At 68.5% G+C, this 22774-nt stretch carries 29 protein-coding genes; 12 read left to right on the top strand and 17 right to left on the bottom strand.

The annotated features are described in order from the left end of the window. Positions 1 to 7: 7 nt before the first annotated feature. Entirely contained in the window at positions 8 to 295 is a 288-nt protein-coding gene (locus EGH21_RS16640) for a ribonuclease P protein component 4 (protein WP_220619610.1), read from the bottom strand. A gap of 89 nt (positions 296 to 384) precedes the next feature. On the opposite strand from EGH21_RS16640, the gene EGH21_RS16635 reads away from it, so the two are divergent. After that, entirely contained in the window at positions 385 to 1434 is a 1050-nt protein-coding gene (locus tag EGH21_RS16635; RefSeq protein WP_220619609.1) for a glycosyltransferase family 4 protein, read from the top strand. 13 nt (positions 1435 to 1447) lie between these two features. Here EGH21_RS16635 and EGH21_RS16630 read toward each other — a convergent pair whose 3' ends face one another. After that, positions 1448 to 2968, bottom strand: a complete 1521-nt coding sequence (locus EGH21_RS16630; RefSeq protein WP_328765689.1) for an MFS transporter — start codon at positions 2966 to 2968, stop codon at positions 1448 to 1450. On the opposite strand from EGH21_RS16630, the gene EGH21_RS16625 reads away from it, so the two are divergent. After that, entirely contained in the window at positions 2873 to 3976 is a 1104-nt protein-coding gene (locus tag EGH21_RS16625; protein WP_220619607.1) for a glycosyltransferase family 4 protein, read from the top strand. The genes EGH21_RS16630 and EGH21_RS16625 overlap by 96 nt on opposite strands. Before the next feature lies 1 nt (position 3977). Here the strand turns inward: EGH21_RS16625 and EGH21_RS24585 are convergent, their stop codons facing one another. Genes EGH21_RS24585 through gatC form a run of 4 tightly spaced genes read right to left on the bottom strand, consistent with a single transcriptional unit; the run spans position 3978 to position 7319 of the window. Beyond that, entirely contained in the window at positions 3978 to 5486 is a 1509-nt protein-coding gene (locus tag EGH21_RS24585) for an FAD-binding domain-containing protein (protein ID WP_220619606.1), read from the bottom strand. Between the two features lie 52 nt (positions 5487 to 5538). Then, entirely contained in the window at positions 5539 to 5718 is a 180-nt protein-coding gene (locus EGH21_RS16615) for a hypothetical protein (protein WP_220619605.1), read from the bottom strand. A gap of 37 nt (positions 5719 to 5755) precedes the next feature. Continuing rightward, complete coding sequence (gene gatA, locus EGH21_RS16610; RefSeq protein WP_220619604.1) at positions 5756 to 7039, bottom strand: Asp-tRNA(Asn)/Glu-tRNA(Gln) amidotransferase subunit GatA; 1284 nt, start codon at positions 7037 to 7039, stop codon at positions 5756 to 5758. Position 7040: 1 nt separating this feature from the next. Continuing rightward, a complete protein-coding gene (gene gatC, locus EGH21_RS16605) occupies positions 7041 to 7319 on the bottom strand; it encodes an Asp-tRNA(Asn)/Glu-tRNA(Gln) amidotransferase subunit GatC (RefSeq protein ID WP_220619603.1) in 279 nt (92 codons plus the stop codon). A 223-nt stretch (positions 7320 to 7542) separates the two neighbouring features. Between gatC and EGH21_RS16600 the strand changes: the two genes are divergently transcribed. Genes EGH21_RS16600 through EGH21_RS16590 form a run of 3 tightly spaced genes read left to right on the top strand, consistent with a single transcriptional unit; the run spans position 7543 to position 9475 of the window. Next, positions 7543 to 8517, top strand: coding sequence for a transcription initiation factor IIB (locus EGH21_RS16600; RefSeq protein WP_220619602.1), 975 nt, complete (start codon positions 7543 to 7545; stop codon positions 8515 to 8517). 41 nt (positions 8518 to 8558) lie between these two features. Next, positions 8559 to 9035, top strand: a complete 477-nt coding sequence (locus EGH21_RS16595; protein WP_220619601.1) for an NUDIX domain-containing protein — start codon at positions 8559 to 8561, stop codon at positions 9033 to 9035. Between the two features lie 29 nt (positions 9036 to 9064). Then, a complete protein-coding gene (locus EGH21_RS16590) occupies positions 9065 to 9475 on the top strand; it encodes a universal stress protein (protein WP_220619600.1) in 411 nt (136 codons plus the stop codon). Here EGH21_RS16590 and EGH21_RS16585 read toward each other — a convergent pair whose 3' ends face one another. The 6 genes from EGH21_RS16585 to EGH21_RS16560 all read right to left on the bottom strand — a co-directional run bounded on the left by EGH21_RS16585 (position 9476) and on the right by EGH21_RS16560 (position 17007). Further along, on the bottom strand, positions 9476 to 10567 hold the full coding sequence (locus EGH21_RS16585; RefSeq protein WP_220619599.1) for an asparagine synthase C-terminal domain-containing protein: 1092 nt from the start codon (positions 10565 to 10567) through the stop codon (positions 9476 to 9478). It abuts the gene before it with no gap. After that, positions 10567 to 11253 carry a PHP domain-containing protein gene (locus EGH21_RS16580; RefSeq protein ID WP_220619598.1) on the bottom strand — a complete coding sequence of 229 codons (687 nt, stop codon included), beginning with the start codon at positions 11251 to 11253 and terminating at the stop codon, positions 10567 to 10569. Before EGH21_RS16580 ends, EGH21_RS16585 begins: the two co-directional genes overlap by 1 nt. Positions 11254 to 11539: 286 nt before the next feature. Next, positions 11540 to 12763: a TIGR04347 family pseudo-SAM/SPASM protein gene (locus tag EGH21_RS16575; RefSeq protein WP_220619597.1), complete on the bottom strand. Its 1224-nt coding sequence runs from the start codon at positions 12761 to 12763 to the stop codon at positions 11540 to 11542. Next, positions 12760 to 13074, bottom strand: a complete 315-nt coding sequence (locus EGH21_RS16570; protein WP_220619596.1) for an Htur_1727 family rSAM-partnered candidate RiPP — start codon at positions 13072 to 13074, stop codon at positions 12760 to 12762. The genes EGH21_RS16575 and EGH21_RS16570 overlap by 4 nt, the downstream gene beginning before the upstream one ends. Before the next feature lie 123 nt (positions 13075 to 13197). Beyond that, positions 13198 to 15477: a nitric-oxide reductase large subunit gene (locus EGH21_RS16565; protein WP_220619595.1), complete on the bottom strand. Its 2280-nt coding sequence runs from the start codon at positions 15475 to 15477 to the stop codon at positions 13198 to 13200. 378 nt (positions 15478 to 15855) lie between these two features. Further along, entirely contained in the window at positions 15856 to 17007 is a 1152-nt protein-coding gene (locus tag EGH21_RS16560) for a multicopper oxidase domain-containing protein (RefSeq protein ID WP_220619594.1), read from the bottom strand. Between the two features lie 209 nt (positions 17008 to 17216). Here EGH21_RS16560 and EGH21_RS16555 point away from each other — a divergent pair, with 209 nt between their 5' ends. From EGH21_RS16555 to EGH21_RS16545, 3 genes are all read left to right on the top strand, one after another. Continuing rightward, positions 17217 to 17594 (top strand): winged helix-turn-helix domain-containing protein, encoded by a 378-nt coding sequence (locus EGH21_RS16555; protein WP_220619593.1) that lies wholly within the window; start codon positions 17217 to 17219, stop codon positions 17592 to 17594. 3 nt (positions 17595 to 17597) lie between these two features. Next, positions 17598 to 17897 (top strand): DUF7521 family protein, encoded by a 300-nt coding sequence (locus EGH21_RS16550; RefSeq protein ID WP_220619592.1) that lies wholly within the window; start codon positions 17598 to 17600, stop codon positions 17895 to 17897. Positions 17898 to 17970: 73 nt separating this feature from the next. Beyond that, positions 17971 to 18261, top strand: coding sequence for a DUF7521 family protein (locus EGH21_RS16545; protein WP_220619591.1), 291 nt, complete (start codon positions 17971 to 17973; stop codon positions 18259 to 18261). A 5-nt stretch (positions 18262 to 18266) separates the two neighbouring features. Here the strand turns inward: EGH21_RS16545 and EGH21_RS16540 are convergent, their stop codons facing one another. Continuing rightward, positions 18267 to 19583 (bottom strand): hypothetical protein, encoded by a 1317-nt coding sequence (locus EGH21_RS16540; RefSeq protein WP_220619590.1) that lies wholly within the window; start codon positions 19581 to 19583, stop codon positions 18267 to 18269. Positions 19584 to 19672: 89 nt separating this feature from the next. Here EGH21_RS16540 and EGH21_RS16535 point away from each other — a divergent pair, with 89 nt between their 5' ends. Both EGH21_RS16535 and EGH21_RS16530 read left to right on the top strand, forming a co-directional pair. After that, entirely contained in the window at positions 19673 to 19945 is a 273-nt protein-coding gene (locus tag EGH21_RS16535) for a DUF2249 domain-containing protein (protein ID WP_220619589.1), read from the top strand. Continuing rightward, positions 19936 to 20214 carry a glutamyl-tRNA reductase gene (locus EGH21_RS16530; RefSeq protein WP_236035604.1) on the top strand — a complete coding sequence of 93 codons (279 nt, stop codon included), beginning with the start codon at positions 19936 to 19938 and terminating at the stop codon, positions 20212 to 20214. The genes EGH21_RS16535 and EGH21_RS16530 overlap by 10 nt, the downstream gene beginning before the upstream one ends. Here the strand turns inward: EGH21_RS16530 and EGH21_RS16525 are convergent. The 4 genes from EGH21_RS16525 to EGH21_RS16510 all read right to left on the bottom strand — a co-directional run bounded on the left by EGH21_RS16525 (position 20211) and on the right by EGH21_RS16510 (position 21719). Next, complete coding sequence (locus EGH21_RS16525) at positions 20211 to 20663, bottom strand: thiol-disulfide oxidoreductase DCC family protein (protein WP_220619588.1); 453 nt, start codon at positions 20661 to 20663, stop codon at positions 20211 to 20213. The two genes, EGH21_RS16530 and EGH21_RS16525, sit on opposite strands and share 4 nt — an antisense overlap. A gap of 82 nt (positions 20664 to 20745) precedes the next feature. Next, positions 20746 to 21063: a cupin domain-containing protein gene (locus EGH21_RS16520; RefSeq protein WP_220619587.1), complete on the bottom strand. Its 318-nt coding sequence runs from the start codon at positions 21061 to 21063 to the stop codon at positions 20746 to 20748. Beyond that, on the bottom strand, positions 21060 to 21296 hold the full coding sequence (locus EGH21_RS16515; RefSeq protein WP_220619656.1) for a DUF2249 domain-containing protein: 237 nt from the start codon (positions 21294 to 21296) through the stop codon (positions 21060 to 21062). The genes EGH21_RS16520 and EGH21_RS16515 overlap by 4 nt, the downstream gene beginning before the upstream one ends. A gap of 51 nt (positions 21297 to 21347) precedes the next feature. Continuing rightward, positions 21348 to 21719: a cupin domain-containing protein gene (locus tag EGH21_RS16510; RefSeq protein WP_220619586.1), complete on the bottom strand. Its 372-nt coding sequence runs from the start codon at positions 21717 to 21719 to the stop codon at positions 21348 to 21350. A gap of 88 nt (positions 21720 to 21807) precedes the next feature. Between EGH21_RS16510 and EGH21_RS16505 the strand changes: the two genes are divergently transcribed. Both EGH21_RS16505 and EGH21_RS16500 read left to right on the top strand, forming a co-directional pair. Further along, on the top strand, positions 21808 to 22362 hold the full coding sequence (locus EGH21_RS16505) for a DUF7998 family protein (protein ID WP_220619585.1): 555 nt from the start codon (positions 21808 to 21810) through the stop codon (positions 22360 to 22362). 55 nt (positions 22363 to 22417) lie between these two features. Next, the gene (locus EGH21_RS16500; RefSeq protein WP_220619584.1) at positions 22418 to 22723 is read left to right on the top strand and encodes a hypothetical protein; all 306 of its coding nucleotides are present in this window, start codon (positions 22418 to 22420) and stop codon (positions 22721 to 22723) included. The last annotated feature ends 51 nt before the right edge of the window (positions 22724 to 22774 follow it).

Genomic DNA, 22774 nt, shown 5'->3' with positions numbered 1-22774 from the left:
AAGAAGTTCAGTCGTACGGGTAGCGAGCGTGTGACCCACACTCACAGGTGACGACGACGTGACCAGACTGGGTCCGGACACGCGCGTTCCGGCCCGGGACGAGGAACGTATCACACGAGCGGCATATCGACCGCTCGAAGGCCCGCGGGAGACGGAGACGGTGCCGCTCGGCGATACGTCGCGCCCGCCTGACGTACTCCCGCGCCCGGTCGTCCCGGCCTTCGCGGACGGCCTCGCGAGCCATCGACTGGAGGCGGTCGATGCGCTCGCGGGCGATGGTCGCCTCGTCTGTCATCACGCTGTCTCCGGCCGGCGCGTAAAAACGCCTTCCGGACTGCGTACGGAGTCGGTACAGTTTTGCTCGCGGCCACGGTCGGACCGTCCGTGCGCGTCCTGAACTACCTCGAACTCGCCGACCGACTCGACCGGTCGGGCATCGGTACGTCCGTCGACCACCAGCGACAGGCGCTCGCCGACACCGACGTCGACGTCCTCACCACCCCGTGGACCGACGGCCACCCCGGGTGGGCGGTCGGTGGCAACCTCGCGTTCGACGACCCGGTCTTCCGTGAGTACGACGTGGCCCACTGCAACATGATAGGGCCGGGGTCGGTCGCCGTCGCCCGCCACGCCACGCGCAACGACATCCCGCTGGTCCTCCACGCCCACGTCACCCGCGAGGACTTCCGCGGGAGTTTCCGCGGGTCGAACCTCGTCGCGCCGGCGCTGGGCGAGTATCTGCAGTGGTTCTACTCGCAGGCGGACACGGTGCTCTGTCCCTCCGAGTACACGAAGGGCGTCCTCGAAGAGTACCCCATCGACGCCCCCATCCGCCCCGTCACGAACGGCGTCGACACGGCCCCCTTAGAGGGGTTCGAGTCGTTCCGCGAGGAGTACCGCGAGCGGTACGATTTGGACGGGATGGTCGTCTTCGCCGTCGGGAGCGTCTTCGAGCGGAAGGGGCTGACCACCTTCTGCGAACTGGCCCAGCAGACCGACTACGACTTCGCGTGGTTCGGCACCTACGACGACGGACCCCACGGGTCGGCCGAGGTGCGGAAGTGGACCTCCGACCCGCCCGAGAACGTCACGTTCACCGGCTGGGTCGACGACGTCCGCGGTGCCTACGGGGCGGGTGACGTGTTCCTGTTCCCCTCGAAAGTGGAGAATCAGGGCATCGTCGTGCTGGAGGCGATGGCCTGCGGGAAGGCCGTCGTCCTCTCGGATATCCCCGTGTTCCGCGAGTACTACGAGGACGGCCACGACTGTCTCATCTGTTCGGACGAGGCGGAGTTCCGCGAGGCGCTGGCGCGTCTCGATGCGAACCCGGACCTCCGCGAACGACTCGGCGAGAACGCCGAGGAGACGGCCCGCGAACACGGACTCGACCGGGTGGGCGAGCGACTGATCGAGACGTACGAAGGACTGGTCTGAGCGGGCGTGCGTGTCAGTCGGCGGTCGTCGCAGCGCTCGGCGTGGACTGCGGGGCGCGTCGCCAGAGGACGGCGACGAGGACGGTCCCGACGAAGACGAGCGCACCGGCGGCACCGAACGCGACGGTGAACCCGTACCCCGCGAGCCACCCGCCGAGGACGGACCCGACGCCGCTCGCGAGACCAGATATCGCCGTGTAGAGGCCCAGCGCCTCCCCACGGATGGCGGGCGGGGCGAGACGCGTGACGATGCTGGCGGCGGTGACGGCGACGACGGCCCACGCCACGCCGATGCCGACGAAGACGACGCCGGTCGTCACGAGTCCGAACGCCGCCACCGGGACGAGGGTTCCGACGACGGCCACGGCGGGGTGGAGCGCGGCCCGGGCCAGCAACCCGCCCGCCTGGAGCCCGGTGGCGTCGTAGCGTTCGGCCAACCGACCGGCGACGCCGTAACACAGCGCCGACCCGACGCTCGAGACCAGATACAGCGCGAAGATGACGCTCGACCCGTAGCCGAGCGTCCCCGCGAGGTACGACGGGAGCGGTCCCCAGAACACGCCGAAGCCGGCGAAGACGGCGACGACGGCGACGAAGTACAGCGAGAGGGCCGGCGTGAGGCGGGCCGCGAGTTGCCGCGGATGCATCGAGCGAGTGAGCCAGTAGACCCGGGCCGGGCCGACGGGGAACGTCGCACTCCGAACGGGGAGTCGCCGAGAGCGTGCGATGGCGCGGGCGACGCGACTGGGGCGTGGCCGGTCGAACGCCTCTCCGGGGTCGGCCGGGAGCCACTTCGCGCCCAGTGCCGCCGAGACGAGAACGACGCCGGCACAGACCCACAGCAGCGTCTGCTGGGCGACTTTCGTCCCCAGCGGTCCGGAGAGTGCGGCCGTCCACGCCAGTCCGAGGACGAGGCCACCGGCCCAGCCCCACCCCTGATAGCGGTTGAGCGTCGCGAACCGGCCCGGCCAGTCGCGCTCCAGCGCGCCGACGGTGACGAGCAGCGTGAGGACGGGGGCGGCCGCGCCCGCCGCGAACCACAGGAGACCGTTGCCGAGGATGACGACCCACTCGACGTCCGTGAGGGCGACGAGCAGTATCGACCCGGCGGCGAGTCCGAGCGCCGCGAGGACGAGCGAGCGCCGTCTGCCGGTGCGGTCGGCGATACGGCCGAAGAGGAGCGCGCCGGGTGCGCCTGCCGCGGCGGCCACGCCGGCGAGAACGCCCAACAGGAGCGTGCTCCCCCCGATAGTGACGAAGTACAGTGGAACGAGTAGCGATGCCGCCCCCAGCGCGACCGACCCGAACGCCCACGCGTACAGCCAACGGTCCGAAGCCATTGGCAGATGCACTGCACGGGGGCTGAAAAACGCACCGACGGAGGCGGGCCTCGCGGCCAATAGCAAGGGTTTACCCGCTGGTCTGTTTACGCCGCGTCGATGACACTGCCGCAGGTGGCCGCGTTCACCGACACGTACCTCCCGACCGTCAACGGGGTGACGTACACGGTCAAGACGTGGCGGGACCGCTGGCACGCCCGCGGCGGCCGGATGGACGTCGTCTACCCGAAGAGCGACCACGACCCCGAGAACGGGGAGTACCCCGTCCGGAGCCTCCCGTTCCCGTTCTACGAGGGGTTCCGCCTCGGCATGCCCCAGATACCCGACGCGGTCAACGACGCCGACGTCGTCCACGCCCACACGCCGTTCAGTCTCGGGATGGCCGGCCAGCGACTCGCGCGGAAACTCGACGCGCCGCTGGTGGCCTCCTACCACACGCCGACCGGCGAGTACGCCGAGTACGTCTCGACGAACACCACCGTCGAGGCGGCCGTTCAGTCCAGCGCCGAACACTACGAGCGGTGGTTCCTGGACCACGCCGCCGTCGTCGTCGCGCCGAGCGAACGCGCCGCCGCCCACATCCGAGAGACAGTCGGCGCGGACGCTCGCGTCGAGGTCATCTCCAACGGCGTCGACACGGAGTTCTTCGCGCCGCGACCGGACAGCGACTTCCGTGCCCGCCACGGCCTCCCCGACGGCCCCCTCGTTGGCTACACCGGCCGACACGGCCACGAGAAGTGCCTCGAAGACGTCGTCACGGCCTGTGACGGACTGGACGTGACCGTCGTCTTCGGCGGCGACGGCCCCGCTCGCGAGGACCTCGAAGCGATGGCCGCCGAGGCCGACGTCGACGTCCGGTTCCTCGGCTTTCTCGACCGGGCGGAACTCCCGGAACTGTACGGCGCGCTGGACGTCTTCGCGTTCCCGAGTCCCGTCGAGACGCAGGGACTCGTCGCACTGGAAGCCAACTGCTGTGGGACCCCCGTCGCCGGCGTCGACGCCGGCGCGCTCTCGGACACCATCGACGACGGCGAGACTGGGTACAGCTACGAGGAAGGCGACGTCGAGGGGTTCCGCCGGGCTATCGAGCGGACGCTCGAGGAACGCGACCGACTCGGCGAGAACTGTCTGGCGCGCCGGGAACGGGTCAGCGTCGACCACGCCGTCGACCGACTGGCCACCGTCTACGACTCCATCCTGTGACTCAGAAGTCCGAGAGGCTGGCTTGCCCGGACGCACCGTCGTCGCCGTCGGTCCGGTCCCGGCCCCGGTTCGAGAACGAACAGCGACGCCGGACCCGCGGGTCCGAGAGCGCCTCCTCGGCCCGGTCGGCGAGCGAGGCGTACAGGTCCCGCGCTCGCTCGGCCTCGTGGTCGTAGTCGACGACCGGATACGGGTAGTCCTCGCCGACGTCGACGCCACACTCCCGCTGGACGTGGACCGGCGTCCGTTCGGGGCGTGCGAGGTGTTCGTCGGGGAGGGCGGCGATTTCGGGGACGTACTCGCGGACGAACTCGCCGTCGGGGTCGTACTCCCGGACCTGCTTGGCGGAGTCGTACACCCGCACCGGGTGGACGCCGGTGAGGTTGCACTGTGACTGCCACTGCGTGTAGTTGATGGCCGGGTCGGCGTCCACGAGGTGGTAGTACACGAAGTCCGCTCCCCGCTTCCACCACTGCTTCAGAACGTAGACGTAGAACGTCGCGACGAGCGCCCGCCACCGGAAGTTGACGTAGCCCGTCTCGGTCAGCGCCCGCATCGCGGCGTCGACGGCCGGAAACCCCGTCCGCCCCTCGCGCCACGCCCGGTCCAGTTCCGGGTCGTGTTCGTCGCGGAACAGGCCCCGGAAGACGGGATTGACCGCGCGCTCGGTCCAGCCCGGCCAGTCGGCGAGTTTCTGGTGGTAGTGGCGGTTCCAGTACAGCCGCGAGGTGTACATCGACCGCCCTCGCGAGGACGGGGCCGCCTGCACTCGCTGGTACACCTCGCGGTGGGAGAGCGCGCCGAACTTCAGGTACGGCGAGAGCCGCGACGACCGCGCCTCGGCGGCGGCCGGTGGCGAGACGACGCTCGGGTACTCACCGAGTCGCTCGACGAACGCCGAGAGCCGTTCGTTGCCCGCGACGGTGCCGCCCTCGGGGACCCTCGACTTCGACGGCGACACGTCGTAGTGGGCCTCGACGTCCGCGACGGTCACCTCGCTGTCGATGGGATTCGGTCCGAGCGACCCCGGTCGCGGGTGCGGGTCCCCCTCGAAGTACGCCTCGCAGTGGTCGTCCCAGTCCTCGCGGGTGTCGACGGCGACGGTCCCGTCAGGGTCTCGCGTCTCGGGCCAGCGGATGCCGTCGTCCGCGAAGACGGTGACGCCCTCTCTGTCGAGCAGGGTTCGGTCCCGCTCCAGACCGCGTCTCGCCGTCACGTCGCGGTTGACGTACACCTCGTAGCCCTCGGCGAGCAGGTCGGACAGCCGTTCTCGTGGGTCGCCGTGCAACAGGGCGAGGTCACTCCCGAGCGACCGGTACTGCTGTCGCAAATCCGTGAGACACTCGTGGAGAAAGCGCAGGCGCGCGTCACAGGCCAGTCCGTCGGGCCCGTAGTAGCCGGGGTCGACGACGAACACCGGCGCGATCCGGTCGGCGTCCGTCGCGGCCGCCAGCGCGGCGTTGTCGACCGTTCGGAGGTCCGCTCTGTGCCAGACGACGACGTCGCTCACAGACGGAGTTGGTCGTAGCCAGACAAAAGCGGGACACCTGATTACCGGGGTGTCACCGCGAGCGCGACCACCCGATGCCGAAGGCGATACCGTTCACCACGCCCAACACCATCCCGAACACGAAGTCCTCCAGCATCAGTGCGAGGATGAGGCCGACACCGACGCCGAAGGCGACGCCCTTCGCCATGGTCGGCCAGTGAATCCACGCCAGTCGTCCGTCGTCGTCGCTCATACCCGACCGTCGAGACGGAGTGACAAAAACGTCCCTCTCAGGCCAGCGCACTGCCGGCCCGGATAATCGTTCGCTCGCCGAACGCCGGCCCGACGAGTTGCAGACCCACCGGGAGGCCGTCGTCCGTCTCGCCGGCCGGGACGGAGATAGCCGGGAGGTTCGCGAGGTTGACCGGCGTCGTGTTGGCGTCGGCCAGATACATCGTCAGCGGGTCGTCCAGACTCTCGCCGCGCTTCATCGGCGGCACCGGCATCGTCGGCGACGCCAGCACGTCGGCCTCCGAGAGCGCCTCGTCGAAGTCCTGCTTGACCCACGCACGGGCGTCCTGCGCTTTCTTGTAGTACTTGTCGTGGTAGCCGGCCGAGAGGGCGTAGGTGCCCAGCAAGACGCGGCGCTTGACCTCCTCGCCGAAGCCTTCCTCGCGGGCGTTGGCGAAGGACTCGTTCCAGTTGCCCTCGTAGCCGCCGGACTGGCCGTACCGGACGCCGTCGAAGCGGGCGAGGTTCGAGGACGCCTCGGACATCGCGATGACGTAGTACGCTTCGACGGCGTGTTCGACGCTCGGGAGGTCGACCTCGTGGTAGGTCGCGCCCTGCGATTCGAGGTCGGCCATCGCGTCCCAGAACGTCTCGACCACTTGCTCGTCGGCGCCGTCGAGCAGTTCGGTCGGGACGCCGATAGAGAGGCCGTCGACGTCGCCGTCGGCGGCGTCGGCGAACTCGTAGCTCTCGACTTTCTCGCTCGCGTCTCGGGTCGTGCCGTCACGCTCGTCGGGACCAGCGACGACTTCCAGCAGTTCCGCGGCCTCCTCGACGGAGGGGGCGATGGGCCCTATCTGTTCGAGGCTGTTCGCGTACGCGACGAGGCCGTACCGGGAGACCAGTCCGTAGGTCGGCTTGATGCCGACGACGCCGCAGAAGGCGGCCGGACAGCGAATCGAGCCACCGGTGTCACTGCCCAGCGCCATGTCGGCGTCGCCAGCGGCGACGACGGCCGCAGAGCCACCGGAGGACCCACCGGGGACCCGACCTTCGGCCACGGGATTCTCGACGGGACCGTAGGCCGATGTTTCCGTCGTCGTCCCCATCCCGAACTCGTCCATGTTAGTCTTCCCGGGGATGGTCGCACCGGCCTCTTTCAGACGCTCGACGACCGTCGCGTCGTACGGCGGGACGTACCCCTCCAGCATCGCCGACCCGCAGGTCGTCTGGACGCCTTCCGTCGAGATGTTGTCCTTGACTGCGACAGTCCGACCAGCGAGCGGGCCGTCGTCGGCCCCCTCGATGGTCTCCGTGGCGATGTAGCCGTTGTAGTCGGTCATCTCACGACACCTTCGGGCCTTTGAACTGCCCCGCCTCGGACTCGGGGGCGTTCTGGAGCGCTTCCTCCTGACTCAGGCTCTCGCGGACCTCGTCGGGGCGCATGACGTTCGCGAGGTCGGCCTCACGCTCGGTCTCGGGCACCTCGTCCAGCGCCTCGAAGGCGGCCAGAATCTCGCCGAACTGCTCGGTGAACCGCTCGACCTCGTCGTCGTCGAGGTCGATGCGGGCGAGGTCGGCGATGTGACGCACCTCGCTCGGTTCGACGGCGTTGTCGCTCATGTCCGGGCGGAGTATCGGCCCGGCGGTAAGCGTTTCGAAACAACGGGCCAAACTGTTGGGGATGGTTCTCACAGAGAGAGTATTTCGGCAAGAACTGCCAACAGAGTTTTTCGAAAGGCAAACTATACCTTTGCGATTTGGGAAAGGTTTTAAGTTGCTCCGGCCACAACAAAAGGGTACAAGAGACGTTTTTCGGGTACCCAGACCCGTCAGTTCGCAACCAATGACCGATACCACCATCCGCCGATACACGAATGAAAACGAAACCGACGTGGAGGAGACGACAGAGGAGGCAGACGAGGAGCTCGTCTGTCCCGAGTGTGGTGGCTCCCTGCTCTCCGACAGCGAGCGCGGCGAGACCGTCTGTGAGGACTGTGGGCTGGTCGTCGAGGAAGACGAGATAGACCCCGGCCCCGAGTGGCGAGCGTTCGACTCGAAGGAGAAAGACGAGAAGTCCCGCGTCGGCGCGCCGACGACGAACATGATGCACGACAAGGGGCTGTCGACCAACATCGGCTGGCAGGACAAGGACGCCTACGGCAACTCCCTGTCCTCGCGCCAGCGCGAGAAGATGCAGCGGCTTCGGACGTGGAACGAGCGGTTCCGCACCCGCGACTCCAAGGAGCGCAACCTCAAGCAGGCGCTCGGCGAGATAGACCGCATGGCCTCCGCGCTCGGTCTCCCCGAGAACGTCCGTGAGACGGCGTCGGTCATCTACCGTCGTGCGCTGGACGAGGACCTGCTTCCGGGCCGTTCCATCGAGGGCGTCTCGACGGCGTCGCTGTACGCCGCCGCACGACAGGCCGGCACCCCCCGCTCGCTGGACGAAATCGCCAACGTCTCCCGGGTCGACAAAGACGAAATCGCCCGCACCTACCGCTACGTCGTCCGGGAACTCAGTCTGGAGATTCAGCCCGCCGACCCCGAGAGCTACGTCCCGCGGTTCGCTTCCGACCTCGACCTCTCGGAGGAGGTCGAACGCCGTGCCCGCCAGCTGCTGAAGAACGCCAAAGAGGAGGGCGTCCACTCCGGGAAGTCCCCCGTCGGCCTCGCCGCCGCCGCCGTCTACGCCGCCTCGCTGCTGACCAACGAGAAGGTCACCCAGAGCGAGGTCAGCGAAGTCGCCAACATCTCCGAAGTCACCATCCGCAACCGCTACCACGAACTGCTGGAAGCGGAAGACAGCGTCCACCCCTGAACTTCGTAACGTAGACTTTCCCCTGTCCCGTCGCCACCCGTATGGAGACGACCCGCCACTTCGTCGCGACCGTCTACGCCGTCAGCGAGGGGAGCGTCGCCCTGCACGAACACGACAAACTCGACATGTGGCTCCCCGCCGGCGGCCACGTCGACCGTGACGAACTGCCCCACGAGGCCGCCCTCCGGGAGACTCGCGAGGAACTGGGCATGACCGTCGACCTCGTCGCCCCACGGGAGGCCATCGAGAGCGAGACGGTCCGCTCGATACCCCAGCCACAACACTTCCTGCTGGAGGACATCAATGTCCACGAGAACGGCGAGGTGGGCCACCAGCACGTCGACTTCGTCTTCTACGGCGAGGCCCCCTCTCGTGACATCGACCCCGGCCCCGGCGAGCAACCCGCCGCCGACTGGACGTGGTTCACGGCGGCGGACCTCGCCGACCGGCGCGACGAGATTCCGGCCGACGTCGTGGAGATAGGGCGGCGAGCCATCGAGACGGTAAGCGGTCGGTAACTATCGGCGCGACGGCCGTCTCGGGGGGCATGTATCAGGTGTTACTCCCCGTGGACGCGAGCGAGGCGCGGGCGACGGCACAGGTGGCCGCGACGACGGCGCTCCCGTACGCCGACGAGGAGGTAGCGGCCGTCGTCCTGCACGTCTTCGACGACGAGGAGACGGCCGAGAAGACTACCGTCGAGCAGACGCCGGCCGGCAAGACCATGGTCGAGGCGTTGCGCGAGGCCAGCGTCGGCGTCGAGACACAGACCACCTACGGCGACCCGGAGGAACGCATCGTGGCCGTCGCCGACGAGCACGACGTGGACATGATAATCCTCGGGGGCCGGAAACGCTCGCCGCTCGGGGCTCTCGTCTTCGGGAGCGTGAGTCAGGCGGTCATCTTGGACTCCGAGCGTCCCGTCGCCATCACCGGGAGCGGCGCCGCACGGGAGTAGTCACTCGACCAGCGACTCGACGTACTGGGTGACGTGGTCGTCCATCCGGCGCTTGTAACCGGCCTGCCGGGCCAGTCGGTCGAGTTCCCGGGCGGCCAGCGACCCGTACTGGGCGGCCTTCTTGTCTCGCATCGCGACGGCCTCGGGCAGGGACCCCAGCGCCGCCTTCCGGAGGGCCCACTTGCGCGTCTCGCCGTCGACGAGCATCCGGTCGTCCAGCCGAAGTGCCGCCGCCACCACGCGGTCGTGGAGCAGCGGCGTCACCGGTTCGACGCCCGCGGCCCGGAGCGTCAGGACATCTCGGGGCAGTTGGTCGGGGAGCGTCGCGAGGACTTCGCGCTGGGCACCGCGGACGGTGTCGGCGTCGACGCGGGGGTCCTCGGGCGCTTTCGCCACCTTGGCGTAGCCGCCGAACAGTTCGTCGGCGCCCTGTCCGAGCGCGAGGCGGTCGAAGCCGTCGGCCGCGACGCGTCTCGCGGTCAGGTACAACGGGAGGGCAATCTGGACCGCCATCGCGTTCGTCCGGCCCGTGGCGGCGACGATGTCGGGCACCGCGCGTTCGATTGCGTCGTGGGTCAACTCGACCACTCGCAGGTCACGGTCCAGCAGGTTTGCCGCCGACCGCGCCGCCTCGACGTCGTGGCTGTCGGGGAACCCGGCGACGTACAGCGGCGCGTCCAGTCGGGCGGCCAGGAGCGCGGAGTCGACCCCGCCCGAGAAGGCAACCGCGAGGCCGTCGGCGTCCACGGCGTCGATACTCGTCTCGACGGCGTCCCGGACGGTCTCGACGGCCGTCTCGCGGTCCGAAAAGGGGTCCGGGTCCGGCAGGGACCACACCTCTCGCGTCCCGTCGGCGTCGCGGAGATGGCCCGCCGAAAACGGGTCGGGGTCGTCAAGTTCGGTGGGGTCCGGACTCCAGTCGGCGTCAGAGACCGGACCCTCGGCCGCACCCCGCTCGACGAACAGGGGATACCGCCCGAGGACGTCCCGGACGAGCGCGTCGTCGAGTCGCCCCGCGAACCCGACCGTGCCCGGGAGGGGGTCACGGGACTCGACGGCGGCGCGAACGGTCGCCTCGTCTGCGCCCTCCATCAGTCCAGAAAGCTCCCGAGTCGGCTCTTCACGCGGCGCTTCGCGCCCCCGGCAGCCTGCCGGAAGCTGATGCGCCACGGCGTTCGCTCGCCCTCGACGGTCGTCCGTCCCTTCGCGACGGCGTCGAGGATGGCGTCGACCGAGCGGTCGTCGGTGTCGACCTTCGTGACCGCCTGCCCGACCATCTCGGCGATGTGGGCGTCGCTCCCGGCGGTCATCGGCAGGCCACGACGCCGGGCGAACCGCTCGGCCTGCCGGTTCGACCGCCCGGTCAGCAGGCGGGAGTTGTACACTTCGATGGCGTCCGCCGTCGCGAGTTCGTCCTTCGAGATGTGTTCGAGGACGCCGTGACGGGACTCCTGAAACGGGTGGGGGACGACGGCGAGGCCCCCCTGGTCGCGGATGCGGTCGAGCGTCTCGGCGAACGACAGGCCCGCCGGAATCGGCGACTCGATACCCAGCGCGAGGACGTGGCCCGCAGCGCACGTGACCTCCATCCCGGGGATGCCCACGAGGCCGTACTCGGGCGCGAGTTCGGCGGCCTCCAGACTCGCGTCGAGTTCGTCGTGGTCGGTGACCGCCAGCGCGTCCAGTCCGACGGCCTCCGCCTGCGCCAGCAGTAGCTCGACCGGGTCGCGCCCGTCGTGGGACAGCGCAGAGTGCGTGTGAAGCTCGACCGACAGCACGGACGGTCATAGAGGTGGCCCGGGCAAAAACGCCCCGGTACACCGGCCGTACTGTCACTGAAAGAGAACACGAGCAGTGACCGCCCGTGCCCAGCGGGCGGTCGGTGGCCCGAACGAACCGAACTGCTCACTCCCACGAGACTGGAGTCACTGACACGATACGTCGCGACCGTGGTACGACGGCCGCACGTAGGCGTACCGTCGGTAGTGGCATCAGGGCGTAGCCTCAGCACAGTGGGCTTTGATGTAGCCTACCGACCCGACGGGACGGCCGGCTAAACGGCGCTCAGTCCGCCGGACTCGTCGCGTCGCCGCCGGCGAACGGTTCCGGACCGCGAATCTCGTCGTCGTCGAGGTAACACTGCGGGTCCGGCGCGAACAGGTCGTCCTCGACGGTGAGCGCCCGGAGACGGGAGCCACCACGACAGACGTCCGAGTAGCGGCAGTCGGCACACTTCCCCGTGAGACGGTCTTCGCGCTCCCGGAGCGCCCCGAGGAGCGGGTTCGACTCGTCCTCCCAGATGTCGCCGAACGGCCGGTCGCGGACGTTGCCCAGCGAGTACCCCTGCCAGAACTGCGTGAGGTGGACGTTGCCCTGATAGTCGACGTCGGCGACGCGTTCGCCGGTCGGGTCGCCGCCGTTGACCCGCAGGTACTCGTACACTCTGCGGGCTTGGGCTTCGCCCATGTGCTCGCGGGCGTACTCGACGAGGTAGGCCGCGTCGGCGTAGTTGCCCACCAGCAGCGTCTCTATCTCCTCACCCCGGTCGTGGTACTCCCGGGTCATGTCACACACCCGCTCGACGGCCTCGCGGCGCTCGACGGGCGTGAGGTCGGCGTCGACGATTTCGGTGCCGCGGCCGCCGTAGTCCAGATGGTAGAAGCAGAAGCGGTCGACGCCCACGTCGGTCAGGAGGTCGACGACCCCCTCCAGGTCCGGCGCGTTGCGCTCCGTGATAGTGTATCGAAGCCCCGTCTTCAGTCCCGCGTCCAGACAGTTCTGGATGCCCTGCACGGCGCCGTCGAAGGCGCCCTCCATCCCCCGGAAGTCGTCGTTGCGCTCCGGGAGGCCGTCGACGGAGATGCCCGCGTACTTCAGTCCCGCAGCTTTCAGCGACGCCGCTCGCTCCTCGGTGATGAGGGTGCCGTTGGTCGAGAGGACGGGGCGGACGCCCACCTCGTCGGCGTAGGCGACGAGTTCTTCGAGGTCCTGTCGGACGAGCGGTTCGCCGCCGGAGAACAGAATCACCGGCGCGCCGTAGTCGGCGAGGTCGTCGAGCAGGGCCTTTCCCTCCGCCGTCGTGAGTTCGCCGTCGGCGATGTCGGTGTCGGCGGCGGCGTAGCAGTGGTCACAGTAGAGGTTACACTGCTTGGTGACGTTCCAGACGACGACCGGCCGGCGCTGTTTCTCGTCGCGAATCTGGGCCTTCGTGGACTCCTCGGCGGCGTCGTAGCGCAGGCCGTCTCCCTCGGCGTCGAGGTCGGTGAGCAGTTTCGAGACGGATATCACTCTGCCTCACCCCGAAGCGTCTCGTCGTGCATCGCCTGTTCGTCCATCGTCGCGTCGGCCCCGTCCGAGTCCGGGTCCAGCGCCAGCGACTCGTCCTGCACGCGGACCGTCTCGTCGGCCGGACAGAGCCAGAGGGCCTCGGCGGCGTGGGCGAACAGTCGAGTCGCCTGCTCACGGGCGATGTCCGCCGACGGGGCGCTGACGCTCCCGACGTGAGTCAGCGGGTCCGCCGACGCCTCGCGACAGAACACTTCCCACTCGCGGCTGGTCGCACCGCGCGGGGCGTCCACCTCGTGGTCGAGTTCTCCCATACGCGTCACTTGTCTGCCCCACAAAAAACGGGTGTACCGTGTTCCCAAGCGATGGGAACCCGAGCGAACCCGTCCGGGGTCGATACAGTCACATGGAGTTTATCGGCGACGACGGCCCGCCGCTCAGTCGTCGGAGACGACTGGGTCGGAGACGGGTTCGTCCTCGCCGGCCAGCACCGACCGCAGGGAGAACCGCTTGCGTAGCACGTCGGCGGTGAAGATGGTCGTCCCGAGGATGATGAGCGTGTCACCGGGCATCCGCGCCCAGAACAGCAGTTCCACGAGCGGCCGCTCGTAGAACGCGACGCTCCGGGCGGCGGCGTAGCCCTCGGTGAACGCCACCTCTAGCTGGAGGAAGCCGACGGGGGTGACGGAGCCCAGCACCATCACCGCGAGGCCGACGTTCCAGCACCAGAAGGCGGCGCGGAGCCACGACCCGTCCCAGTCGCTCGGGTCGACGGTGATGCGGAGCATGTAACTGGCCATCCCCAGCGCGAGGAAGCCGAAGGCCCCGAACATCGCCGCGTGAGCGTGGGCGACGGTGAGGTAGGTGCCGTGCTCGTAGTAGTTGATGAGCGGCAGGTTGATGAAGAACCCGAGCACGCCGGCCCCGACGAAGTTCCAGACGCCGGAGGCGACGATGAACATGAACGGAATCGTGTACGGGAAACTCTCCCCGCCGGCCGCCATCGCACGGTACTCGTTGATGGCCTCGTAGAGGATGAACACCAGCGGGACGAGTTCCAGCGTGGAGAACGCGCTCCCGATGGGCACCCACAGGTCGGGCATACCTATCCACCAGTAGTGATGCGAGACGCCGATGACGCCGGTGCCCATCACCAGCAGCGCCTCGAACATCACGGCCTTGGCGGCGCTCTGGCGCTTCAGGAGGTTCATCGACACCAGCGTGATGCCGACGATGGCGACGATGAAGAACTCGAAGGCCCCCTCGACCCACATGTGGACGACCCACCAGCGCCAGAACTCCGTGACGGCCATGTTGGTCTCCGGGGTGTACAGCAGGCCGGCGGTGAACAGCAGGGCGATAGAGCCGCCGGCGTAGAGGATGAGGTGGGAGAGGCCGTACTTCGGTTCGTCGTCCAGCAGCGGCTTGAAGCCGCGGTAGGCGAGGCCGGCCCAGATGAGGAAGCCGGCGAGCAGGCCGAGTTGCCAGACGCGGCCGACTTCGAGGTACTCCAGCCCCTCGTTGCCGAGCCACCACCAGAGGTCGCCCTCGAAGAAGCCCTGCATGCCGAGCCAGATGCCGACGAGGCCGCCGACGACGACGACCACCAGCGCACCCAGCAGGACGTTGACGAGCGTCCCCTGCCGCTCCGGTTCCTGTCCGGTCAACAGCGGCGGGAGGAACAGGCCGGCACCGAGCCACAGCGTCGCTATCCAGAGGATACCCATGTCGATGTGCCACGTCTTCGCGATGGCGAAGGGGAGCCACTGGAGGATGTTCACCCCGACGAGCTCGCCCAGCCCGAAGAACGCGGCGCGCTCGACGTAGAAGTGCGCGAGCAGGCCCCCGAGGAGGACCTGCCCGAGGAACAACCCGGCCGCGATGGGGATGAACCGCGTGGCCGCCCGCTGGCCGGGGAACAGTGCCACCTCGTCGGGCGCGGGCACGTCGATGCCCTCGACTTCGGGTTCGGGGAGGTCGACACTGCGGTAGAGCCACACCGCCGCGCCCGCGCCGGCGACGAGCAACACCATGGCGACGACGCTCCACGTCATCGCTGCGGCGGTGGCGTCGTTGCCGGCACCGGGTGCGTACGGCCACTCGTTCGTGTAGGAGTGGTCACCGGCCGGCCGGTCGGCGTGGGAGAACCACGCCGTCCAGAGCGCGAAGTCGGCGAAGTCGCGAGCGGCGTCCTCGCTGGCAATCATCCCCTCGGGGACGCCACGTTCGTGGCTCCCCTCGTGGTACCGCTCGACGTACTCCTCCCGAATCTGCTGGTGTGCGTACACCTCGGCGGCGGAGTACTGCACCACCTCGCCGGAGGCCTGCCGGTCGAGGCGCTGCTCGACGCGCGTCTCGATGGCGGCCTGTCGCTCCGCCGAGAGCGCGTCGAAGTCGCTACCGTACTCCTCTCTGGCGTGGTACTGGCGCATGTACTGCACCTTCAGGTCCAGCGTGTCGGCGGTGTAGTCGACGCCGTAGTACGCGCCGTTGCCCAGTATCGACCCGTGGTTCATCAGGCCGTCTTTCTGGAACGTCTCTTTGCCGTGCTGCACGTCCGCACCCGTCGCGATGGTCTCGCCGTCGGGACCGACGATTCGGTCGGGGATGGGCGGCGCCTTCTCGTAGGCGAGCGCAGCGCCCGCGCCCATCACCACGAGGTTGACGACGAACGCGGCGACGAGCAGTTTCGCGAGCGTCTGTCGTGATACTTCCATACAGGCGGCGGTTCTCCGTCCTCGGGTTTGTATGCGACCCCAGTTCTCGGGGACCGACGACGGGGACGAACACGTTCGGGCGAACGTACTTTTTAGGCTAGCCTAAATAATCGTGAAGAACCGTCGTGTTCGGCGGTACCGCGTGGGCGCGGTCGAGCCAACGACGTCGACCCACGGGTACCGGGTGTTCGTAGACGGTCAGCGGAGAAGTCGGTCGTCTCGGTCCGGGTGAGCCACACTGTTTCTGGCCCGTCGGACTAGGTCGAGGGGGGCGCGCAACCCTCGCCGCTCGCTCGTGGCGAGAGCCTCCCTACGGTCAGCTCTCGTGGCTCGCGGGTCGTTCCTCCCCGCTCGCTCGTGACGAGGGTTTCGCTTCGCTCAACCCTCGTACCCCGCGTACTCCATCAACTGCTTGAAGATGTCCGTCTGCATCGCCTCCTTGTAGACGACGCCGGTGAGCATCCCGCCGGGGTAGGCGCTCCCGTTCATGACGTGGTTGACCTTGTGGCAGTGCATGAGGTAGATGCCGGGGTCGGCGTCGGCCGTGAACTCCACGGTTCGGCGGCCCGCGGGCGGAATCGAGCAGACGTCCTGCTCGTGGCGGGCCACCTCGGGAATCTCGCCGCCGTCCTTGTGGGTCACCTGGAAGCGGTGGTTGTGGATGTGCATCGGGTGGTCCATGTACCCCGCGTTGAGCATGTGCAGGCGGACCGTATCACCCTGTTCGACGATGATGGGCGAGCCGTCCTCGGGGTGGAGGGTGCGCGGTGCGGACTTCCCGTTGACGGTGAAGGTGTCGGGCCGGCGGTTCCGCGGGTCGTAGGTTGCGTCCATCCCGGCCATCTGGCGGTTGAGCCGGGAGTCCCACTCCTTGAACGAGAGGAAGTACTCCTTGTCGGCCGGTTCGTACCCCTTCGGGTCCACGCGGAAGATGCCGTACATCCCCATGTCGAGGTGCCGCGGGGTCTGGTAGTGGCAGTGGTAGAGGTGCGTGCCGGGCACGTCCGCCGGGATGGTGTAGGTGTGTTTCTCGCCCGGGTCGACGCGGACGCCGGTGGTCGTCGGGACGCCGTCGTCCTCCCACTTCTTCGAGACGGCGTGGAAGTGGACCGTGTGCGGGCGCATGCCGTTCGTGTTGTCCAGCGTCACCTCCATGTCTTCCCCTTCGGTCGTCCGAAGGATGGGGCCGGGGACGCTCGGGTCGCCGTCGTCGGCTTTGAACGCCCACACCTGCGGTAGTTCGACAGGGCCACCCATCGACTCACCCGGGTGCGCGTGGTGCTGTGCGGGAACCGAGGAGAGCGTCACTTCGCCACCCTGTTCGTCGACGTTGACGATTTCCGGCGGCGACGTCGACGGTAGGTCTCCGCCGGTCTGACTGGCACTCGTCTCGGTCGACGTGTCGACGGACTCCTGTGGGTCGCCGGGGGCCGTACAGCCAGCGAGAGCGAGCGTTCCGCCGAGGCCGGACGCCTTCACGAAGTCACGACGCGAGATACCTGAACCGGGTGCACCGACTCGTTTGCTCATGGACACCTGAACGTAACGAGTGTGAGTATAAACCCCCGCAGGGACGTTCTCACCGGGGTAGAACCGTTCTCAGCAGCTGGGAATGGGGCGCAAGCGCCATCAAATACTGCCCCGAATACTTCGGGTATACACGCCTGAGACTGCCGCAAACCGACGTTCGCCGTGAGTCGGTTAGATTAAAAGGTACGGGAGATGAGTTGGCGACAAGGATGGTTCGGGACCCGTTCGCTGACGAGGAGACACCGGAACTCACCACAGTTCTCGACGCACTGGACGACGAGGACTGCCGGGACATCGTCAGCGTGCTCGACGAGCCGATGACCGCGAGCGAAATCTCGGAGCAGAGTGACGTCCCACTGTCGACGACCTACCGTAAGCTCGAACTACTGACCGACTCGTCGCTGCTGTACGAGGGCGTCGAGGTTCGACCCGACGGACAACACGCCAGTCGGTACGCGGTCGACTTCGAGGAGGTGGTCATCGCGCTCGACGAGCACCGGGAGTTCGCCGTCGACATCACGCACCGCGCCCGGTCCCCGGACCAGCGGCTGGAGAACCTCTGGTCGGAAGTTCGAAAGGAGACCTAACACATGGTACACATACCCAGTTCACAGGTCGGTGTCGTCGTCTCGAAGACGCTCATCCTCATCATCGGTGGGCTGATAACCTACTACTCGTATCAGGCCTACGACCGGACGGGGGCCCCACAGCACAAGTGGCTCACCTACGGGTTCGGCATCGTCACGCTCGGTGCGATACTCGGTGGCGTGCTAGACCTCGTCGTCGGGACGTACCTCGGCGTGAACCTCATCTACACGAGCGTCTTCGTCTCCAGCGCCCTGACCGCAGTCGGCCTCGGCATCATCCTCTACTCCCTCTACGTGCGCTGAGCCGGGGCTTCTCACTCGCTGGCAACGCGCGCCGGTTTATATTGTCCAGAGTCGCGGAGCACTCCGCACGACGATGCACCCCAGTACCGTGCTGCTCGTGGCGGCCAAGACGGTGACGCTCGTCTGCGGGGCCGTCCTCACGACGCTGACGTACAGGGCGTACAACCGAACGCGAGCGACGGCGATGCGTGCGCTCTGGGTCGGTATCGGTCTCGTGACTGCCGGGGCACTGCTGGCCGGCAGCCTCCACCAGATACTCGAGTTCCCCGTGGCGACGAGCACCGCCGTCGAGAGCGTGTTCACCGCCGCCGGGTTCGCCGTGCTGACCTACTCGCTGTACACCGACCAGCCCAGCGAGGAATGAGCGAGTCAGGGCTCGGACTCTTCCACGAACCGACCGCCGACGAGCGCCGGCAACGACTGTGGCCCGTGTTCGACGAGGACGCCGAGCAGGTTGCCGGCGAACAGCACCGCCCCGACGAGGGCGAGACAGCCCACGAGCAGGCCCGTCCACGCTGGCACGGGACCGAGTCCGGTCCCGACGGCGAGGGCCGTCGCGGCGCCCAGACAGAGGCCGTCCCCGAGCGCGACCCGGTCGTCGTACAGGTTGTCTATCATCGGCACGTCCTCGAACCCGAGCCGGTCGCTGTACCGGTGGACCCAGACGACGAACGGGACGACGTGGTACAGCGTCCCGAGGACGACGAACCCGACGGCGCCCATCAGCAGCAGCGGCGCGAGCGCCGGGTGGCCGAACAGCGCACCGTAGGCGAGCGGGTCCTGCCACCACGCCCACGCCGAGAGCGGTGCCCAGACCACCAGCGAGAGGGCGACGACGGCGTACCGGGTGAGCATCGGCGTCCACTCGACGCTCGCGGCGAGGAGCCGCCGAGCCAGCAACAGGCCGACGACGGCCAACCCCCCGGCGACGAGGAGCGCACCGATGCGGGCGACGGTGGGCCGACCCAGCAATCGCCCGCCCGCGAGGAGCAGGACGCCGAGCGGGTAGCTCGCCGTCTCCGCTCGCTGGAGCGCCTCGCCGACGCGAGTGGCGTCGGTCTGCGTGAACATCGGCGCGAGTTGCGCGAGCGCGCCCGAGACGGTGGTCAGGATGGCGCCGAACACCGCGAGCGTGGCGTGGGCCAGCAGGAGGTCCGCTCGCGTGAGGCCAACGACAGGGAGGACGCCGGCGGCGTGGTCGAGCGCCAGCCCGACGCCCGCGCTCGTCACGAGGACGAAGAAGCCCAGTGCGGCCGCGAAGTGCACCGTCGTCACGTCCCACTCGGCCGCGGCGAGCGTCCGACCGACGGTGTAGACGAACGTCCAGACGCCCGCGACGGCCAGCGCTCCGGCTACCGGGAGGACGGAAGTGACGCCGAACAGGAGGCCGACGGCCAGTCCCGCGAACCCGGCGGCCGCGAGGGGCAACTGGAGCGCGGCGAGGCGGCGCGAGTAGAGGGCGACGCCCGACCAGACGGGGACGAACTGCGTCATCGCGCCCATGATGGTGAGACAGACCCAACCGGCGAGCAACAGGTGGACCTGTGCGAGGTGGCCACCGCGGCCGCCCGCCACGCCGACGGCCACGCCGGCCACGAGGAAGGCCAGCGCGACGACGAAGTGCCGGAGCGGAATCGTCATCGGCGGGCCCGCGTCCGTATCGACGTCTCCGGGTATCGCGCTCATCACTCGCCAGTTGGGGCGCCGGCCTGCTGTCGGTGTGGCCGAACACGTTCGGGGAAACCGTCGGCGCGGCGGAGCGTCAACGCCCACCTATGTCACTGGCAACCGACGCCGTCGTCGCCCAGACCGACGCGCCGGCCGACGCCCCGACCGAACGACTGGACGTGCGCGAACTGGGGCCGCCGAAACCGCTCGCCGAGACGCTCGAACGACTGCCGGAACTGGACGACGACACCGTCCTCGTCCAGTACAACGACCGCGCCCCACAGCACCTCTACCCGAAACTCGACGACCGCGGCTACGACTACGAGACCGTCGACACCGACGACGCGACCGTGACCGTCATCTGGAAACCATGCACGTGAACGACGACACCCGCGAGACGACGACCGACGTGGAACAGGCTCTCGGACAGATAGAGGCCCGAGCCGCCGAGATTCGGGCCGAACAGCTCGAACGAGCGCTCACACAGTTGCGAGCGCAGGGCGACCTGACCGACGAACAGGCCGCCGCCGTCGAACGCCTGAGCGAACGACTGGCCGAGCGACTGCTCGCGGTCCCGCGAGCGAGTCTCCGCCAGCCGAGCAGCGTCGGCGACGGGACCGTCGAGACGGCGGCCGAACTGTTCGGCTAGCCGAGGAAGCGGTCGCTCACGTCGTCGTCGGGCACCATACACTGGTCCTTGCGGCCGAACCAGTCGTACCGGTTCTCCGCGACGACGTCGTAGGCCGCGTCCCGCAGTCCGTCGGGCACGAGTCGCCCGACGCTCGCGAGACTGTAGGGCCACCCGAGCAGTTCCGCGACGCGGATGGCCGCGGCCGACTTCCGGTACACCTCGTCGCCCTCGACGAGGACGACGGACTCCATCTCGTCGGTCGGCAGGCCGACCCGCTCCAGCAGTTCCGTCCCGACTTCCGACTGGAGGGGCGCGAACCGGACGATTCCCGTCGGGTCGCGCGGGACGACGAACTGTACGGTCCGGTTACAGAGGTTGCAGACGCCGTCGAACAGCAGCACGGGGTGGTCGTCGACCGGGGCGCCTTCGGTCACGGCCGTCGCCTCCGGGCGGTCGTCAGCGTCCATCGTACCGTAACACCCATACCCACCCTAGGTCGTCCGGCCTGAAAACGTCGTTCGTCCCGTCAGGACCGCAGACGGGGATGTCTCACTCGGACGTGGCCAGTACCAGCAGCGCCTCGCAGTCGGTGACGGCGGCGGGCGAGATGTCTTGCTCGCCATCGAACCGGGCGACGTCGCTGGCCGACAGCGAGAGCGTCGTCTCGCCCAGCGTCAGGTCCACCTCGCCGTCCAGCAGGTGGAAGACGATGTCCCGGCCCGGATGCTGGTGAGGCGGGACCTCCTCGCCCGCCGAGAGCGTCAGCCGGACCGTCTTCGGTTCGCCCTCGAATAGTTGCGCGCGACCCGACGCGTCGAGGTCGGACAGCGAGACGCGTTCGAGGCCGGCGGCGCCGACCCCGCTCATGCTCTCTTCGGGAGGTCGGCGACGTACTTGCCCTCCCCCTCCTTCCGGCAGTCGTAGCGCTCGGCGTCGAACGCGTCGACTTCCGCCTGCAGTTCGTAGAACAGCGGCTTCGGTTCGTGGTCGTTGACGATGCGGAGCGTCTCACCCGGGTCCAACTCGTCGAACGCCGAGTGGATGGTCGGGTGTCGCTCGGGCGGTGCCATGTCGCGCAGGTCGAGTTTCGTGGCGGGCATCACCCGGAGGTACCCCGTCACCGGCGGAGGGGTTTCTCCCGAATATGTTCGTCACTCGGGGTCGAACTCGCCTCGCTTCAGCCCTCGTCGCACCGGGTCGTGTTCGGCGTCGGTCGGCGGCGGCGCGGTGACCAGCGTCGCTTCGAGTCGGCCTCCGTCCGCTCTGATGCCGCGTTCGTCGCCTGCTGGAACCGCCACCACGTCGCCGGACTCCACCGAGTACTCGTCGTCGCCGTCGCGGACCGTCCCCTCGCCGCTGAGGACGGTTATCGCCACGTCGCTGTCCGGCGCGTGGACCGGGATGAACTGACCCGGTTCGAAGTAGCCCAGCACGACTTTCTGGCGCTCCGTCTCGTGAATCGTCTGTGCAGAGAACCCGTCCTCGACGTACGCGCGTTCCGCGTCGAGGCTAGTGGTGACCATACGCGACTGTCGGCCGCCGTCGCCGGAGGGGGTTCCGCCGAACGTGTTCGGGGACACTGTCTGTGCGATTACCTGAGTAGGTCCCCCTATGAGCTTCCTCTCCGGCATCCGCGGCGGTGACGACACCGGCTTCGACGGCTACGACGCGTTCGCGCCCGAACACGTCCCCGACCCGGACGAGTTCCTCGACGGCCACGACGTGCTAACCAGTGCCGACCACGCCGCCTTCCACCGCCTCACGATGGCCCTGTTCGCCGAACGCGGCGTCTACGACATGACCTTCGGCTACAACCTCGCTCGACTGAACTTGGACCACCGCCATCCCGACGCCGGGTTCCGGTACGCTCGCGAGGCCGACGACCCGGCGGTCCTGCGGGCCGAGTTCACGCCGACCACGGAGTTCTGCCCGCAGAGCGACACGCTCACCGTCGGCGCGTTCCGGGCGTGGAACGGCCTCGCGGACCGCCACGAGTACGACCTCGTGAAAGTGCGCGTCGACCCGATGCACCACCAGAGCGTCGCCATCAACGGCAAACTGCGACAGTTGGAGGAGAGCTACCGTGAGACCGGCGAGATACCGGAGCAGGTGGCCGACGACGGCGACGACCTACCGGACGAGACGGACGTAGAGACGCCGTTCTGAGGGGGCGAACGCCTTCGGGACCGACGACTCCCGAGCGGGTCGCGTACGGTCGGTCATGGACCGCGAGCGACGGGCCCGGTCGCTGGCCGAGGCCCTCACCGACCGGCCGGAGGTCGCCGACGCCTGGACGGCCAAGAGCTTCACCGACCGTCTGCTGGTCGTCGAGTGCGACGCCGACAAAACCCTGCCGGCCTCGGTCGTCGACCGGCTCCGGGCCGAGGGGTTCGTCGGAGCCGAGGAGGCCTACGACATCGAGGGGGCCGCCGACGCCGCCTTCGCGGGTCGACTGGAGGACGCACACCGCTATCGGTTCGTCGACACAGAGAGCCGCGGCGAGCACCGGTCCTACGTCGTGGAGTAGCGGCCGGCCACGCCGGCGCATGGAAAGCGATTTAGCCGGCCGGGAGCCACG

This window comes from Haloarcula rubra, assembly GCF_019599465.1.
Taxonomy (GTDB): Archaea; Halobacteriota; Halobacteria; order Halobacteriales; family Haloarculaceae; genus Haloarcula; species Haloarcula rubra.
This window is presented reverse-complemented; position numbering and strand designations above follow the sequence as displayed.